Origin of the sequence: Stenotrophomonas sp. RS-48, from assembly GCF_030053245.1 — a bacterium.
Classification (GTDB): Bacteria; Pseudomonadota; Gammaproteobacteria; order Xanthomonadales; family Xanthomonadaceae; genus Stenotrophomonas; species Stenotrophomonas maltophilia_P.
Map to the genome: position 1 here is coordinate 1 of NZ_JASGBV010000037.1, position 14,316 is coordinate 14,316.

At 64.8% G+C, this 14,316-nt stretch carries 13 protein-coding genes; 3 read left to right on the plus strand and 10 right to left on the minus strand.

All coding sequences use genetic code 11. From position 1 onward, the window contains the following. On the plus strand, positions 1-2,155 hold a 2,155-nt coding region (locus QMZ25_RS07790), incomplete at its 5' end, for a peptidase domain-containing ABC transporter (protein WP_283219404.1). Here QMZ25_RS07790 and QMZ25_RS07795 read toward each other — a convergent pair. From QMZ25_RS07795 to QMZ25_RS07815, 5 genes are all read right to left on the minus strand, one after another. Further along, positions 2,070-3,347, minus strand: a complete 1,278-nt coding sequence (locus tag QMZ25_RS07795; protein WP_080375280.1) for an HlyD family efflux transporter periplasmic adaptor subunit — start codon at positions 3,345-3,347, stop codon at positions 2,070-2,072. The two genes, QMZ25_RS07790 and QMZ25_RS07795, sit on opposite strands and share 86 nt — an antisense overlap. Positions 3,348-3,395: 48 nt before the next feature. After that, positions 3,396-4,685 carry a retropepsin-like aspartic protease gene (locus QMZ25_RS07800; protein WP_111187021.1) on the minus strand — a complete coding sequence of 430 codons (1,290 nt, stop codon included), beginning with the start codon at positions 4,683-4,685 and terminating at the stop codon, positions 3,396-3,398. Between the two features lie 68 nt (positions 4,686-4,753). After that, positions 4,754-5,308 carry a hypothetical protein gene (locus tag QMZ25_RS07805; protein ID WP_164972387.1) on the minus strand — a complete coding sequence of 185 codons (555 nt, stop codon included), beginning with the start codon at positions 5,306-5,308 and terminating at the stop codon, positions 4,754-4,756. Positions 5,309-5,946: 638 nt separating this feature from the next. Continuing rightward, entirely contained in the window at positions 5,947-7,266 is a 1,320-nt protein-coding gene (locus QMZ25_RS07810) for a retropepsin-like aspartic protease (RefSeq protein WP_283219405.1), read from the minus strand. Positions 7,267-7,315: 49 nt separating this feature from the next. Then, positions 7,316-7,936 carry a hypothetical protein gene (locus QMZ25_RS07815; protein WP_197572643.1) on the minus strand — a complete coding sequence of 207 codons (621 nt, stop codon included), beginning with the start codon at positions 7,934-7,936 and terminating at the stop codon, positions 7,316-7,318. A gap of 268 nt (positions 7,937-8,204) precedes the next feature. On the opposite strand from QMZ25_RS07815, the gene QMZ25_RS07820 reads away from it, so the two are divergent. After that, positions 8,205-8,897 (plus strand): hypothetical protein, encoded by a 693-nt coding sequence (locus QMZ25_RS07820; protein ID WP_193396687.1) that lies wholly within the window; start codon positions 8,205-8,207, stop codon positions 8,895-8,897. Further along, positions 8,894-9,316: a hypothetical protein gene (locus tag QMZ25_RS07825; RefSeq protein WP_197572644.1), complete on the plus strand. Its 423-nt coding sequence runs from the start codon at positions 8,894-8,896 to the stop codon at positions 9,314-9,316. Before QMZ25_RS07820 ends, QMZ25_RS07825 begins: the two co-directional genes overlap by 4 nt. 54 nt (positions 9,317-9,370) lie before the next feature. On the opposite strand, the gene QMZ25_RS07830 is transcribed toward QMZ25_RS07825, so the two are convergent. From QMZ25_RS07830 to QMZ25_RS07850, 5 genes are all read right to left on the minus strand, one after another. Then, complete coding sequence (locus QMZ25_RS07830; RefSeq protein ID WP_283219406.1) at positions 9,371-11,512, minus strand: TonB-dependent siderophore receptor; 2,142 nt, start codon at positions 11,510-11,512, stop codon at positions 9,371-9,373. A gap of 100 nt (positions 11,513-11,612) precedes the next feature. Continuing rightward, positions 11,613-13,316: an ATP-binding protein gene (locus QMZ25_RS07835; protein WP_283219407.1), complete on the minus strand. Its 1,704-nt coding sequence runs from the start codon at positions 13,314-13,316 to the stop codon at positions 11,613-11,615. Between the two features lie 89 nt (positions 13,317-13,405). After that, complete coding sequence (locus QMZ25_RS07840; RefSeq protein WP_111187042.1) at positions 13,406-13,591, minus strand: hypothetical protein; 186 nt, start codon at positions 13,589-13,591, stop codon at positions 13,406-13,408. A 4-nt stretch (positions 13,592-13,595) separates the two neighbouring features. Then, on the minus strand, positions 13,596-13,835 hold the full coding sequence (locus tag QMZ25_RS07845) for a hypothetical protein (protein ID WP_053517863.1): 240 nt from the start codon (positions 13,833-13,835) through the stop codon (positions 13,596-13,598). 106 nt (positions 13,836-13,941) lie between these two features. Beyond that, entirely contained in the window at positions 13,942-14,196 is a 255-nt protein-coding gene (locus QMZ25_RS07850; protein WP_283219408.1) for a hypothetical protein, read from the minus strand. Positions 14,197-14,316 lie beyond the last annotated feature (120 nt).

The window sequence follows — 14,316 nt, forward strand, 5'->3', positions numbered from 1 at the left end:
GCTGGCATGCCTGGCGATCTGCTCGTCCATGCTGGGCGCGGATCTGGAAATGAGCGAGCTGCGGCGCAAGTACCACAACTCCCAGCGCGGTGTGGACCTGAACCAGCTGATCGCGCTGGCCAGCGCGCTGGACATGCAGTGCCGGCCGGTGCGCTGCGAGCCCAGCGATCTGCAGCATCTGGGCACGCCGGCCATCCTGCACTGGAAGCTCAATCATTTCGTGGTGCTGGAGAAGGTCTCACGCGGCCGCTACCACATCATCGACCCGGCCCATGGCTCGCTGTCCTTCAGCGAAGCGGAGCTTTCCCAGGCCTTCACCGGCATCGCGGTGGAGGTCAGTTCCTCGCCCAGCTTCCGGCCGCGCAAGCAGCGTTCGCCGCTCAACATCTGGTCGATGATCCGCTTCAAGGGCGGCGTCGGCACCGCGCTGTTCCATACGCTGGTCTATACGCTGCTGCTGCAGGGCTTCGTGCTGTTGTCACCGTTCTTCATGCAGCTGGCTGTGGACGAGGGTGTGCTGCGCGGCGACCGGGGCTTCCTGATGGCGCTCGCGCTGGGGTTCGGTGCGGTGGCCGTGTTCAACAGCCTGGCCGAGGCGCTGCGCGGGGTCACGCTGCAGCGGGCGTCGGCGTTGATGGGCTGGGACATGAGCCGGCGCCTGTTCCATCATCTGGTCAGCCTGCCGCTGACCTGGTTCCATCGACGCCGTCTGGCCGATGCGCTGTCGCGGATGGAGTCGATCGACCCGATCCGCCAGCTGATCGCCAACGGGCTCATCGGCGCACTGCTGGACGGTGTGCTGGCGCTGGGCATCATCGTGCTGATGTTCGTCTACTCGCCGCTGATGAGTCTGGTCGCACTGACTGCGCTGGGGCTGTACGTACTGATGCGGGTGGCCGCCATCCCGATGTCGATGAAGATGGGTATGGCCAGTCTGCAGGCGAACATCGCCGAGCGCGGGACGCGCATCGAAACGCTGCGCGCGATGCAGTCGATCAAGACCATGGGCGGCGAGTTCTCGCGCGAATCGATCTGGGCCAACAAGTACGCCGATCTGGTGCGTGCTTCGTTGAACAGCGCCAACCTGCAGATTGGCATCGGCGCGGGGCGCACCCTGCTTGATGGCCTCAGCCTGGTGGCCATCGTCTACATCGGCGCCCAGGCGGTACTGGCCAACACGCTGACAGTAGGCGCGCTGTATGCCTTCGTGGCCTACCGGCAGCAGCTGAGCAACCGGCTGACCACGCTGGTGGACCAGTGCATCGCCTGGCGCCTGACCGAGCTGCATTCGGACCGCATTGCCGATATTGCCCTCAGCCCCAGCGAAGAAGGCTTCAGCAAGGATCCTTCGGCGTCGGACAGCATGGAAGGGCACATCCAGCTGCGTTCGGTGTACTTCCAGTACTCGGCACAGGAAGCGCCGGCGCTGAAGGACATCAACCTGGCCATTGCGCCGGGCGAGTTCGTGGCCATCACCGGCCCGTCCGGCTGTGGCAAGAGCACGCTGGTGAAAGTGCTGACCGGGCTGTACCCGCCCAGCGCCGGCGAGCTGCTCTATGACGGGCTGAACATCGCCAGCTGGGGGCCGCGCGTGGTCCGTCAGCGGATGGGCGTGGTGATGCAGGATGATGAGCTGCTGACCGGTTCGATCGTGGAGAACGTGACCTTCTTCGCCGAGCGCCCGGACATCGCGCTGGTCTGGCAGTGCCTGGAAATGGCGGCAGTGAAGGAGGATGTGCAGCGCATGCCGATGCAGCTGGAAACGCTGGTGGGCGACATGGGCTCGACCCTCTCCGGCGGCCAGAAGCAGCGCCTGCTGCTGGCCCGTGCGCTGTACCGCAAGCCCAGCATCCTGGTGCTGGATGAGGCCACCGCGAACCTGGACGTAGCGCGCGAGAGCCGCATCTACCAGGCGCTGGCGCAGCTGGATATCACCCGCATCCTGATCACCCACCGCCCCGACACCATGCGCCTGGCCGACCGTCTGGTGCGCATCGACCAGGGCAGGGTGGTGGGCGATACCCGCAAGCCCACCGCAGCGGCGCCCACAGCAGCGCCGACCGTCAACCTCATTCCTGCCGTCGTTTCGCCGCCAGCAGCGGTTCCAGCAGCCAGTCCAGCAGCGAACGCTTCTCCAGAACCAGATCGGCTTTGAGGCGCATGCCCGGGGTCAGTGCCAGTGCCTTGCCATAGGCCTGCATCTGCTGGTCGTCCAGCGCGGCCAGCAGGCGGTACTGGCTTTCCACGGCCTGCAGGTCGGCGGGCAGTTCCTCCGGTGACGTCGGTGAGCGCGCGATCTTGACGATCCGGGCGCGGCCGACGCCGAACTTCTGGTAGGGGAAGGCGTCGTACATCAGCCGCACGTCGGTGCCGACATTGACGAAGGCGATGGCCGAGGAGGGCACCCACAGCTCGGCGAACAGCTGCGAGCCTTCCGGCATCATCACCCCGAGCGTGCGCCCGGCGGTGACCGTGGCGCCCGGCTTGGCCTGCAGCCAGGTGACCTGCCCGGCGGACTGCGCCACCAGATTGAACTGCGTGCCCAGCTTGTAGTTGATCGCCTTCTCGCGTGCGCCCAGCAGTTCGGACAGCGCGGTGGCGCGGTTGGCGTCACGCTCGGCCTTGAGGCGGCCCAGCTCGTGCCGCATCTGCTCGTGCTCCTGTTCCAGCTGGGCAATGCGCGTCTGCACTTCGGCCACCGATTGGCGCACGTTCAGTACCCGCACCTCCGCGTCGCGGTACTGCAGTTCGGATACCAGCTTGTCCGCGCGCAGGCGGCCCAGGTCGTGCACGGTCTTCTCGGCGATGGCCTGCTGTTGCTGGTACAGCGTGACGTTGTCACGCAGTACCGAAAGCTGGCGGGTGGTGCCCAGCATGCGCTCGCGGATGCCGGCCTCCTGGCTTTCCAGGGATGCTTCGGTGGCGCGTTCGCGATCGACCGACGCCTGGGTGAGGCGCTCGGCCATGCCGGACAGGGTGGCGCCGGTGCTTTCGCCGGTGTCGATCACCGAATCCACCGAGACGCTGACGATGGGGTCGCCCTGGCGGACCTTCGCGCCTTCCTCCACATGCACGTTGCTGACGATGCCCGAGCGCTGGCTGATGATCGGCAACAGGCCGCGCGAGGGGACCAGCGCACCGGATACGGTTTCCTTGCGCGGGAACGAGGTGGTCACCAGGAACAGTACCGCCAGGCCCAGCAGCGCAACCACGAAGCCGGTGGCCAGCCACATGCCGACACCCGGTGCCTGCACCGGGGAGCCGAAGCGCTGCGTGGCAGCCTCGATCGCTTCGTTGCGGAACAGCGGAATCACATCCGCCGTCTCATCCTTTCTGGCTGGTTCCATGTGGCCTGCGGTGCCGCGTCGTTGCGGAGAGTGGGATGGGTAGGGACATCATCGAGCGGTTCGGGGCGCAAGGCAGCCATGGCCACCGGCCACGTCCACGTAGTAGTCGTAATCGTCGCGCAGGCCGAAACCCACCCGCCAGGAGATCGGGAACACGTTGGCGGGCTGGTCGGAGACCTGGGTCTGCAGGGTGACCGTGCGGCCATTGAACGTGACCGGTGCGGTGGCCTCGGCGTAGCGGACCGGTTGCAGGCCGTGCATCGTCCAGCGGCGTCGCTGCACCAGGCTGGCCTGTGGGTAGGTGGACAGGTCCACGCCGGAGGCTTCCAGTGCGACATCGGTGCCGGTGTCGAGCAGGACGAGCTCGTCGCGCTTGCCGATGCGCATCGGCAGGCGCAGCGAGTACTGGCCGCCCCACAGTGCAGAGGTGGTTGCCAGGGGTTGCCGGCAGGTACCGGCAGGCAGTGCCTTCAACAGCTCCAGCTCGGTGGGCCGCAGCACCAGCGGACCCAGCCGATACAGCAGGTCCAGGCCGATGATGTTGAACTCGATCTGGTCGGTGACCGTAAAGGCGACGTTGCTGAAGTGCAGATCGCCCAGCTGCACATCGACCGGAGCGGCCAGGCCGATCGCCACGGTCTGCCCGGGCCGCGAATTGTCGGTGGCGAAGTTGTCGGTCACCGCCAGGCCCATCGCCTGTGCGGCCTTGCGGCTGATATGCGAACGGGTGGCGCCGGTGTCGATGATGAAATCGGAGTCGATGTCGCGCTGCTTTCCATCCTGGCCGCCCCGGATCTTGCCGCGGATGACAGGAACACCGGCCTTGGCCGACAGCGGCAGGCGGGTTCCGGCAGGCGGCGGTGCGGCCAGCGTGGCCGATCGCGGCCATTGGCTGAAGGACTCGAACGCGGGGGCGGTGATGGCGCGTACTTCCTCGCCTGCACGCAGCGACGGCGCGACATGCTGCTGATAGAGCGCGCGGACCTTCTGCATGTCGGCGGCCCAGCCGGCGATGTCGCCTTCCAGCAGACGGTTGCCGGCACGCAGGCTCCGGCACAGGTACATGACCCCCTGGCTCTTCTCGGCCACCACGGCAGCGTCGGCGATACAGGTGTCGGCCCAGCGATTGGACTGGGCGATTTCGCCACGCGTGCGGTGGTAGCCGGCACGTGCGGCCAGCCGTGCCGTGGTATTGGATTTGCCGATCCGCTCCAGGGCCGCGCTGTTGCCCTGCATCACCGCCACGGTGATGCCATGGCTGTCTTCAGCGACCACATCGCGGGCCCCGGCGGGGGCGGCCACGCCCAGCGCGATCACTGCGGACATCAGGAATTTCATTGCCTCAGCTCCTCTGTGACACGTATCGGCCGCCCGGTCTCCCGGGCGGCCGATGTTCCGGTGCAGCGTCAGAACCCGCTGATGACCAGGTTGAACTGGCCGGTGAACGAGTTGGTGTTCGGATCGAACGTCAGGCCGATGTTGAACGACACACCGTTACCGAAGTCCTGGTTGAAGCTGGCGTTGTAGTTGCTCACATTGAAGTGATCGGTGGTCAGGCCCAGGGTGTAGGTCTGGCCTGCGTACTGGAAGCTGCCGTTACCGGCCAGGCCCCAGTTGCCATTGGTCAGATTCAGGTTCTCGGTCAGGTTGAAGGTCAGGTTGTAGTCCTGCAAGACCCATGTCTGGGTCGCGCTGGCTACACCGTTGCCATCAATGCTGGCGTTGGAACTGAAGGTGGTCTCGCCACCGCCGTCGCCACCACCACCGCCGCCACCACCACCGCCACCGCCGCCATCGCCCGGATCCCACGGATCGGTCCAGTCCGGCGGATCCGGGTTGGGACCCCAGTCGTCCGGCGGGGTCACATCGACCGGCGGCAGATCGGTGGTGTCCACCTGTGCGCCACCGGAGACCAGTGCACGTTCTTCGGGGGAGAGATCACGAATTCCACTTGCAGACATCTCACAACTCCTTGTTTGTCCGATGCAGATTACGGATGCGTCGATCGCCGCCTTCATGCGGCCCTCGGACATTTATCACACGAAGTGGACAGTGCTCTGTCAGAAAAATCTGATTCGGACAGAAGGGTGATAAACGACAAAAATGAACGCGCCCTGCGCTTGCTTTCGTTCAGCGGCCGCTTGCTGCGACACGCTAGCCCCCACCGCAGGCACTCAGGCAGCGGTCGCGTATTTCCCCGCACTTGATGTCCGGAAGGCGATTCCGGCAGAAATCCACGCTCGCCTGGCATGATCGACGAAGATACCTGTCCTGGATTTCGTCACAGTTGCCACCCCATTGGGATGCCGAGCCCAGGCACCCGCTACTGCTTCCGGCGGAATGACAGCTGGCATATTGGTCCTGACACTGGTCCATGCATTGGCGTGCAGCCGTGGTTTCACGAGCGCCCTGCGCCAGATAGGGGTCGCCATGGCTGCTGCAGGATGCCATTGCAACGACAGCCACGAATACGAGTAGTTTGCTCTGCACTGCAGCAGACCCTTTCAATTGATCGTATCAGTCTCTTCATCATCAGCCGGCTGATTCCATTCTGGCCTGAGTGGCTGTGCTGATGCGGAGATTCAATCAGGATGCGATATCAATGTGCCGACTGGGTGGCCCCCAAAGACATCAGGCAGGCCTTGTTTGTGATGAAATCCAGATAGATGGAGACCTTGCGCAGACTGCCGCCGCCCAGCACATAGCGCGTCTTGCTTGGATGGTTTCCAGTGGATGTGCTCATCTGCAATTCTGCAGAGCCGTCCAAGGTCTGCACAATGGCCTCGCGCGCGACCGATGCTCTTCGCTGCTGTCCTTGTACGCCTTGAACAACACTGTGTTGAACTGGACCTGCTGGCAGAGCCACACCGATTGGCAAGGCTTCCATCAACTCGCCACTGTTGCCAGTATCCAGCATTGCTTCCTGGCGCTTGCCGTCAACAGTAATGAATAACCTTGGGACGGTCTGCGTGCCGCTCAGGTCTGCCGCCGAGAACATCGGGGCGTCGCAGGCCGGAGCGGCAGATCCCTCCGCGAGCACCTGCAGGCCATCCTTGCCGATCAGGACTCGGCCGAGACGAGATAGAACATCGAGGCCAAGAAGGTTCGCAGGAATGCGTTCGCTGACGGATACCAATGGCTGCGAGATGATCAACGGACCAAACTGGAGGGTCTGTGGCTGGGCGATCCTGCTGCGCTGTTGTGAGTCGCCCAGCACGCCGGAAAGCGTGAATCCCTCCATGAGCGGGGGCGCAGTTATCGCCGCGGGATGCACTATGGTCAGTGCCGAGCCTGTGTCGACCAAGACCTCAAGAGTCTTTCCGTCAATCTGCAGTTGCGCCATGTTGGGATAAGCGACACGGCCGCCGTCGTGATCCTGGCTGGACGCTACCGTAACCGTTCCTGTGTTCAGGGCGATACGTCCTTGGCCAGATGAATCGACTTTGGGAGCGGGCCGACCGGCCATCGCGGCGTAGTCTGGAATGCGGGTGAACACATCGACATTTCCCAATGTTTTGCCCCGCTTCTCCGCAGCGGCCCGAACGCGCTCCCGCGCCTGCATCGACAGGCGTGCCCATGCAGGCAGGTCACCCGCTACCACCTCGACGCCAGCTCGCAGTGCTCCGCAGACAGTCAGCCCGGCCAGATGCGTAGTCTGCTGCGCCATCTGGATACATTCATCTGACGCTTCGCGGGCTCCAGGAACGTCCAGCAGAACGCGGCGTTCGGCGGCCCTGGCCATCTTCTTTACGACGGTATTGGTTGCATTGACCTGCAGCTGCCGTAGTGCAGCGACATCACCTTGAGCCAGCGCTTGGCTGACCGGCGTGGGGTCGTTGAATATCTGCGTGACGCGGGTTGTCTCAGCGGCACCAGCACAGGATGAAACGAGCAGCAATGCAAGTAAAAGGGGACGCATGGGACTCCAGATGGATGCCGCGTCCGCGGACGCGGCATCCCAAGAGGGATCAAGGACTCTTGTTGTAGAGGAACTGGGCTTCGCCCTTTATGTCGTTGTCCGCTGAGTTGTAGATCAGGTTGATCTGAAAGCCGAAGCCGGCGCCGATATCCCAGTAGTAACCACCATTGACGGTGGAGGTCCAGGAACCTTCGTTCAGCTGCCACTTGAGAAGACTGCCATCGTTGCCGACGAAATCCAATGTGCCCTTGCCGTCCTTGAAGGTGCCGTCGGTGTTGAACTTCAGCTCGGTGCTGACCGTCCACTGGCCGAACTCATTGGGAATCGGGTAGGTCAACACCGCTTTGTTGAAGCCCGGCTCGCCATTCTCGCCCGGCGTGTAGGTCAGCTTGCTTTCAAAAGGCTTGACATCGATGAAGGTGAAGTCCGGCTGTCCGTCACCGTCACCGTCACCACCGCCGTCGCCACCACCACCACCACCGCCGCCACCGCCGCCGCCGCCATCGCCCGGATCCCACGGATCGGGCCAGTCCGGCGGATCCGGGTTGGGACCCCAGTCGTCCGGTGGGGTCACATCGACCGGCGGCAGATCGGTGGTGTCCACCTGCGCGCCACCGGAGACCAGTGCGCGTTCTTCGGGGGAGAGATCACGAACTCCACTTGCAGACATCTCACAACTCCTTGTTTGTCCGATGCAGATTACGGATGCGTCGTTGCCGCCTTCATGCGGCCCTCGGACATTTATCACACGAAGTGGACAGTGCTCTGTCAGAAAAGTCTGATTTGGACGGAAGGGTGATAGACGACAAAAATGAACGCGCATCGCACTTGCGCCACGACGATTCTTCATCTTGAAGTAATGCGAATGTGCTATTTGACCTTCACGCAGTTGCTGCGCTAAACACCACACCTCACGCTCGAAGCAAGGAGTTGCACGCATGCAGGAAAATGGAATTCGCGAGCTGTCGTTGGAAGAGCTCGCGCTGGTTTCTGGCGGTGCGCAGATGGACACCACCGATCTGCCTCCGGTGGATGCGTTGCCGCCCGATGACGGCGGCTGGCCGGATATCGATCCGCCAGACTGGACCGATCCGTGGGACCCGGGCGATGGCGGCGGCGGTGGTGGCGGCGGTGGCGGTGGCGAGGCGCCGCCGAGCGCGTATGAGCAGGTCGATGCACAGGCTGACACCGTCGCGCGTGAGGTGGAGGCACTGATCAAGGCCGATCCGGGTTATCAGAGCCAGGAGCTGGGCACGGTGATCTACCGCGACGCAGTGACCGGTGAAATCAAGACCAGCCCACTGGCGCGCGGTGATGCCAGCAATCCCGGGGCCATCAGCTATCCGCTGCTGGAGTGGGGCATCACGCCGGGCCAAGTGGTGGGCATCATCCATTCCCATCCGGCCGGGGTCTTCCCGTCGGAGACGCATGAGGTCAACAAGTACCCGTCCGACAACCGCACCGTTGGCGGCGTGGCCTATGAGGGCGGGGACTGGGGTGTGGCCGATCTGCTGCGCGACAACGGCATGAATGCCGAAGAGTTCCGCTACTACATCATCGGGCCCGACGGTGTGACCCGTGAGTATGATTTCAACGACCGCGATGCGGAAACGCTGGGTACGACGCTATGAAGATAGAGGCCGCATGGGCGGTGGCCGTTCTGGCCGTGGGCGCAGCAGCCTGTGCGCCGGTGGCGCGTGCCGATTCGCCAGGGCTGGCGGTGCTGCGCAGCGAAGATGGACTGCCTGCGGACCGCTACACCTCGCAGCACCAGATGAGTTGTGGCAGCCGCGTGTTCGAGCTCGTGGTGGAATCGCCGGGTCCGGTCAGGTTGACTGGCCTGAAGGTGGATGGCGTCGCGGTTCCTGCCGCGCAGCTGCAGGCCATCAATGCACAGGTACCGGAGCGCTCCTGGTTCCAGGGCATCGCCTCGTCCTGCACGTCGGCCCGCCAGTCGCTGACCCTTCAGCTGTCATCGCCGCAGGGGGCAGTGACCATCCCGCTTTCGTTCAAGGATGGCGTGCTGGTGCCGGCGGCACCCGCCAGGTAACGCAGGTGCTGCAGGCTGCCGGCCCCTGCGCGGGGCCGGCAGCGCGACCGCCCGTCAGAAGCGGTAGGCCGCCTGCACGTACACCCGGCGCGGTTCCCCGGGGAAGTGCCCGTTGCGCGCGATGAAGCCACTGGCCGCATACACCTTGTCGAACAGGTTCTTGACGTTGGCCTGGAACTGCCACTGCTTCCACGTGGTCTTCCAGCTCATGTCGAACACGGTGTAGGCCTTCACGCTCTGCCCGTCCAGGCTGATGCGCTCGCCGACATGGTCGGCACCGAAACCAATGGCCGAGTTCAGCGCAGGCAGGTCGTAACGCGTCCACAGGCCGAGCGAGTTGCGCGGTGCATTGGCGAAGCGGACTCCGGAGGCGTTGGTGATGCCGTTCGGGCCCGCATCCTTAACCCGTGCGTCGTTGTACGCGTAGGTGAGGTTCACCACCCAGCGATCGGTCACATCGGCCAGCAGATCGAGTTCCATGCCGGTGCTGCGCACCAGGCCCAGCGCGGCGAGCTGGTTCACGCCTGCGGTCACTTCGCCGGTGGCCTGCACGATGTTGCTGCGGTCGATGCGGTAGGCCGCCATGTTCAGGGTCACACGCTCGGCCAGCAGCGACTTCATGCCTATCTCCCACTGTTTGCTGCGTTCAGCGTCGAACGGGCCGCCGGCAGCACGGTCCTGGTTGGCCGCGCTCTGTGGCACGAATCCGCTGGCCACGTTCGCGTACAGGTTCAGCCCCTCGCGCACAGTGAAAGTGCTGCCCAGCCGCCAGCTGAGGTCGTGCCCATCCACGCTGCTGCCGCCGAGGCGATCCTCGTCCTTGAAGCCATCCCAGCGCAGGCCGGCCAGCACATGCCAGCGCGTGCCCAGCGCAAGTTCGTCCTGCAGGTAGCCGCCGTAGCGGGTGCTGCGCGTGGAGGTGCTGCGCCAGGGCAGGGTAGTCAGAGCGTAGTCGTGCCAGGTGCTGGCGCCATACACTGGATTGAACAGGTCGATGCCACGCACCGGCCCCGCACCGCGCGCGAGGTCGGCACTATTGGCGGTCTGCGCGGTGAAGTCGGCATCGAGCTGGTACACGTCAGCGCCGAACAGCAGTTTATGCTCGATGCGGCCGGTACTGACCCGCCACACGGCATTGCCGTTGACCGTAAACGCCTCGTTGTCGCGGATCTGGTTGCGCAGCTGGCGCGTCATCCACTCGGCCACGCCATCGCGATCGCGGTCGATCAGCCCCATCGGCTCGTGATACATCTGGTGCTCGTTGTTGGTGAACCAGCGCGCGGCGAAATCCACATCCAGATTCGAGGCCGGCGCGAAGCGATACTGCGCCAGGGCGACCTTCGCGCGCATGTCGAGGAAGTCGCTGGCCTCGTTGTGGTTCCAGCGGCGAGCGGTCAGGAACGTACCTGCGTCATTCACTGGTACACCCCGCAGGCGGTTGCCGCCCAGGTTCTGGGTGATGTCGGTGAACTGCAGGGTCAGCTCGCCGGTATCGCCCACATCGAAGGCCAACGATGCATCGCCGATCACGCTTTCGCTGTCGGTGTTCCAGCGCACACCCTGCTCGGTGTCGCCGTACAGACCGGCGCGGTAGCGCACGCGGCCGGCCGCATCCAGGGGGCCGGTGGCCTCGACCGAGCCGGCGCGGAAATCCTCGTTGCCCAGCTGGACTTCGATGCGGCGCTCAGCCGTGGCCCGCGGTTTGCGGGTCACATAATTGATGACGCCGCCGGCATCACCACCGCCATACAGTGCGCCGGCCGGACCCTTCAGCACCTCCACCCGCTCGATGTTGAACAGCTGGGGCACCGCGAAGCCCGCATACGGGTCGCCGCGCAGGCCGTCATAGAGCACGTTTTCCTGCCGGAAGCCACGCAGGGTCACGCCCGCATAGCTGAAGAAGCTGATGCCGCTGATGCTGCGGTACAGGTCGGTCACCTGGCGCGCCGCCTGGTCGTCGATCAACTCGCGCGGCACCACCTGCACCGATTGCGGCACCAGCTCCAGCGGGGTATCGGTGCGGGTGCCAACCGCGGCGTCGTCAACCCGGTACAGCGTCTGAGCACGGCCACGCACTTCGACCTTGTCGAGCTCGGTGGTCGCGGTGGTGGGTGGGGCGGCGGCCTGTGCCAGGGGCGCCAGGGGCAGGGCGAGGGCCGCGCACAGCGCGCGGCGGCGGAGCGGGAACGGGGTCATGGGAGGGGATTGGCAACCGCAAATGAGAAAGATTAGCATTTGCAGTGATGCTGTGCCTATTCCCCGATGGCGCGATGCACATCGGCCCGTGCGGAGAGCGTTACGCCCGCGCTGCCGCTACGTCTCTTTGACCCGCGGCCTCGGTCATCACGACGGCGAGCTGCTTGAGCGAGTAGGGCTTGCGCAGCAGGGTGAAGCCGTGGCCGGGGTCGCGTGCCAGAAGCTCGCTGTAGCCGCTGGTCAGGATGATGGGCAGATCCGGAAAGCGATCACGCACGTGCCGGGCCAGTTCCAGGCCGTTGGTGCCGGGCATCACCACGTCGCTGAACATCACATGGAACCGCATGGCGTCCTGTTCCAGTTCGGCAAGTGCCTCATTGGCGTTGCGGGCCAGTACCACCTCATAGTCGAGTTCGCGCAGGGCTCCGACCGCGAACTCGGCCACATCCACGTTGTCCTCCACCACCAGCACGCACAGCCCGTGCCCGTGCAGCAGGCCCGCCTGTGCCGCCGGCCGCGCCACCGCCTCGCCGGAACGGGTGAGCGGCAGATACAGCGTGAACCGGGTACCGACGCCAGCCTCGCTCTTCACGTCCACCTCGCCTTCGGACTGCTTGACGAAACCGAATACCTGGCTGAGGCCAAGGCCGGTGCCGGCACCAATACCTTTGGTGGTGAAGAAGGGTTCGAAGATGCGATCCACCACGCCCGGGTCGATGCCGGAGCCGGTATCGGTCACGCTGATGGCGGCGAAGTCACCCTTCAGCGGTGCCGCGAAGCGGACCGAAGGCACTGCCGTAACCTGCTCGACGTCGATGGTGACCGTGCCGTGGCCGTCGATCGCATCGCGCGCGTTGACGGCGATGTTGATCAGCGCGGTGTCCAGCTGTGTGCGGTCCAGCAGCACCGGCAGCGGGCGATCAGGCAGGTTGACCGACACCTGGATGCGTGCCCCCAGTACCGTGGTGATGATGTCCGACAGGGCCTGCACGCTCTCGCACAGGTCGAAGACCTCCGGTGACAGGCTCTGCCGGCGCGAGAAGGCCAGCAGCTGCGCTGTCAGCCGTGTGGCCCGGTCCGACGCATTGCCGATCGCCTGCACGTAGCGGCGTCGCGGATCTTCCTCTGGCCAGGTATGCAGCAGCATGTCCACCGAGCCGGTGATGACCTGCAGCAGGTTGTTGAAGTCGTGTGCGACGCCTCCGGTGAGCTGGCCGATGGCTTCCAGCTTCTGCGACTGCCTGAGCTGCTCGCGGGCCCGCACCAGTTCCAGGTGCGCCTCGCGCGCCTGTTCGGTGATCGCGGCCACCTGGCGGCTGTGCAGGTCGCGCTCGATCACGCGTTCGGTCTGCTCGCTGACCACGCAGATGATGCCGGCGACGGCACCGCTGGCATCGCGCAGAGGCGAATAGGAGAAGGTCCAGAAGGTCTCGCGCAGCGTGCCGTCGCGGTCCATCATCAGCGGCAGGTTCTTGAAGCTGCGGCTGCGGCCCGCGAACGCCGCATCGATGGCATGCTCCACATCGGCCCAGACGTCAGACCACACCACGTCCAGGCGGTTGCCCATGGCGCCGTGCAGCTTGTCACCCAGCATCGGCAGGTAGGCATCGTTGAAGAAGAATGCCTTTTCGCTCTGGCCCCAGGCGATCCACAGAGGTTCCGGAGAGTCGAGGATCATCGCAAGCAGCGTGCGCAGCTCGCAGGGCGCCTGTGCCGCCGCCGGCGAGCGTGCCCAGTCGCTGTCCTGCAGCAGGCGATAGGCAAGCTGGTCGGGTGCGGAGACGGGAAGGGGGAAAGGATGCATGGCCGTCGGCGCGGGAAGGTGCGGCAGCATAGCCGAACCGATGTCAGCAGGGCCTGCACATCGCCAATGGGTCGGGGCAACCGCAGCGGCTAGCCTGGCTCCTGGCCTGGTTGCCCGGCCAGGGCGTGCCGGCCTGCCGGCGTCAGGTCGATGTCCGCATCCTCGGCCTGCACCGCAAAGCCCGCATTCACTGCCCAGGTCGCAGCGTCACCGCGCACCGGCTGCGCGTCGGCAATGTCCTGCAGGATCCTGATCTGCGCTGCGGTCAGCTCCATCGCCTCATACCCCCAGCAGCGACGGGAGCTGCCACTCCGAAACACGCGCATGGCTGATCGGCTGGTGGCAGCCGCAACGCTCGCAGCGGAACAGGGCACCGCCTGGCAGCTGCAGCAATGTGTCCTCACTGGCGGAGGTGGTCTCCGCGCAATGGTGGCAGGTGACGGTGAGCGCGGTGATGCGTTCAACACCACCTGAGAGGTTGAAGACGGCTTCGAAAGCGCGGATGACAGGGTGGGACATAACCGCTCGCGAGTAGTACACGTCTGCATCCTCGCCTGCCACCCGTGACGGCGCAGTCAGCTGTGTGCATCGGCCGCATCAAGACACCCCGCCGTCAGAGCTTTCTTCAAAGCTCCTTCTTCTTGCCGCTCAGATCCAGTGGCTTGTCATCGCCCTTGCGCTCGCTGGACCAGACTTCAAGACTCTTGTTGCAGCGGCTTTCGCGTGCGGCGACCTGCGGCGGCAGGTCCTTCAGGTGCGGTGATTCCTGGCACCCCGAATGCATGGCCGTGTCGTCATAGGTGGCGCAGGCAGCGAGCGAGGCAAGCATGACGGCATAGGCCGAGGCGCGGAGCGCGGCGGGGGCGAAGCAGGTAGGCATGGACGGCATCCTGGGAAAGTGGGGGTGCCCTGATTCAATAATGTGACCCCGTGCCGACGCAATCGGTCTGCCTGCACTTGTTATTCAGTAACAAGTGTGACGATACTGTGCGATTGTGGC

Bases quoted from the DNA above. Each gene is read 5' to 3' on its own strand.
- QMZ25_RS07815 (WP_197572643.1), bottom strand. From the start codon at position 7,936: ATGTCTGCAAGTGGAGTTCGTGATCTCTCCCCCGAAGAACGCGCACTG.
- QMZ25_RS07850 (WP_283219408.1), bottom strand. From the start codon at position 14,196: ATGCCTACCTGCTTCGCCCCCGCCGCGCTCCGCGCCTCGGCCTATGCC.
- QMZ25_RS07830 (WP_283219406.1), bottom strand. From the start codon at position 11,512: ATGACCCCGTTCCCGCTCCGCCGCCGCGCGCTGTGCGCGGCCCTCGCC.
- QMZ25_RS07795 (WP_080375280.1), bottom strand. From the start codon at position 3,347: ATGGAACCAGCCAGAAAGGATGAGACGGCGGATGTGATTCCGCTGTTC.
- QMZ25_RS07800 (WP_111187021.1), bottom strand. From the start codon at position 4,685: ATGAAATTCCTGATGTCCGCAGTGATCGCGCTGGGCGTGGCCGCCCCC.
- QMZ25_RS07820 (WP_193396687.1), top strand. From the start codon at position 8,205: ATGCAGGAAAATGGAATTCGCGAGCTGTCGTTGGAAGAGCTCGCGCTG.
- QMZ25_RS07835 (WP_283219407.1), bottom strand. From the start codon at position 13,316: ATGCATCCTTTCCCCCTTCCCGTCTCCGCACCCGACCAGCTTGCCTAT.
- QMZ25_RS07805 (WP_164972387.1), bottom strand. From the start codon at position 5,308: ATGTCTGCAAGTGGAATTCGTGATCTCTCCCCCGAAGAACGTGCACTG.
- QMZ25_RS07810 (WP_283219405.1), bottom strand. From the start codon at position 7,266: ATGCGTCCCCTTTTACTTGCATTGCTGCTCGTTTCATCCTGTGCTGGT.
- QMZ25_RS07825 (WP_197572644.1), top strand. From the start codon at position 8,894: ATGAAGATAGAGGCCGCATGGGCGGTGGCCGTTCTGGCCGTGGGCGCA.
- QMZ25_RS07845 (WP_053517863.1), bottom strand. From the start codon at position 13,835: ATGTCCCACCCTGTCATCCGCGCTTTCGAAGCCGTCTTCAACCTCTCA.
- QMZ25_RS07840 (WP_111187042.1), bottom strand. From the start codon at position 13,591: ATGGAGCTGACCGCAGCGCAGATCAGGATCCTGCAGGACATTGCCGAC.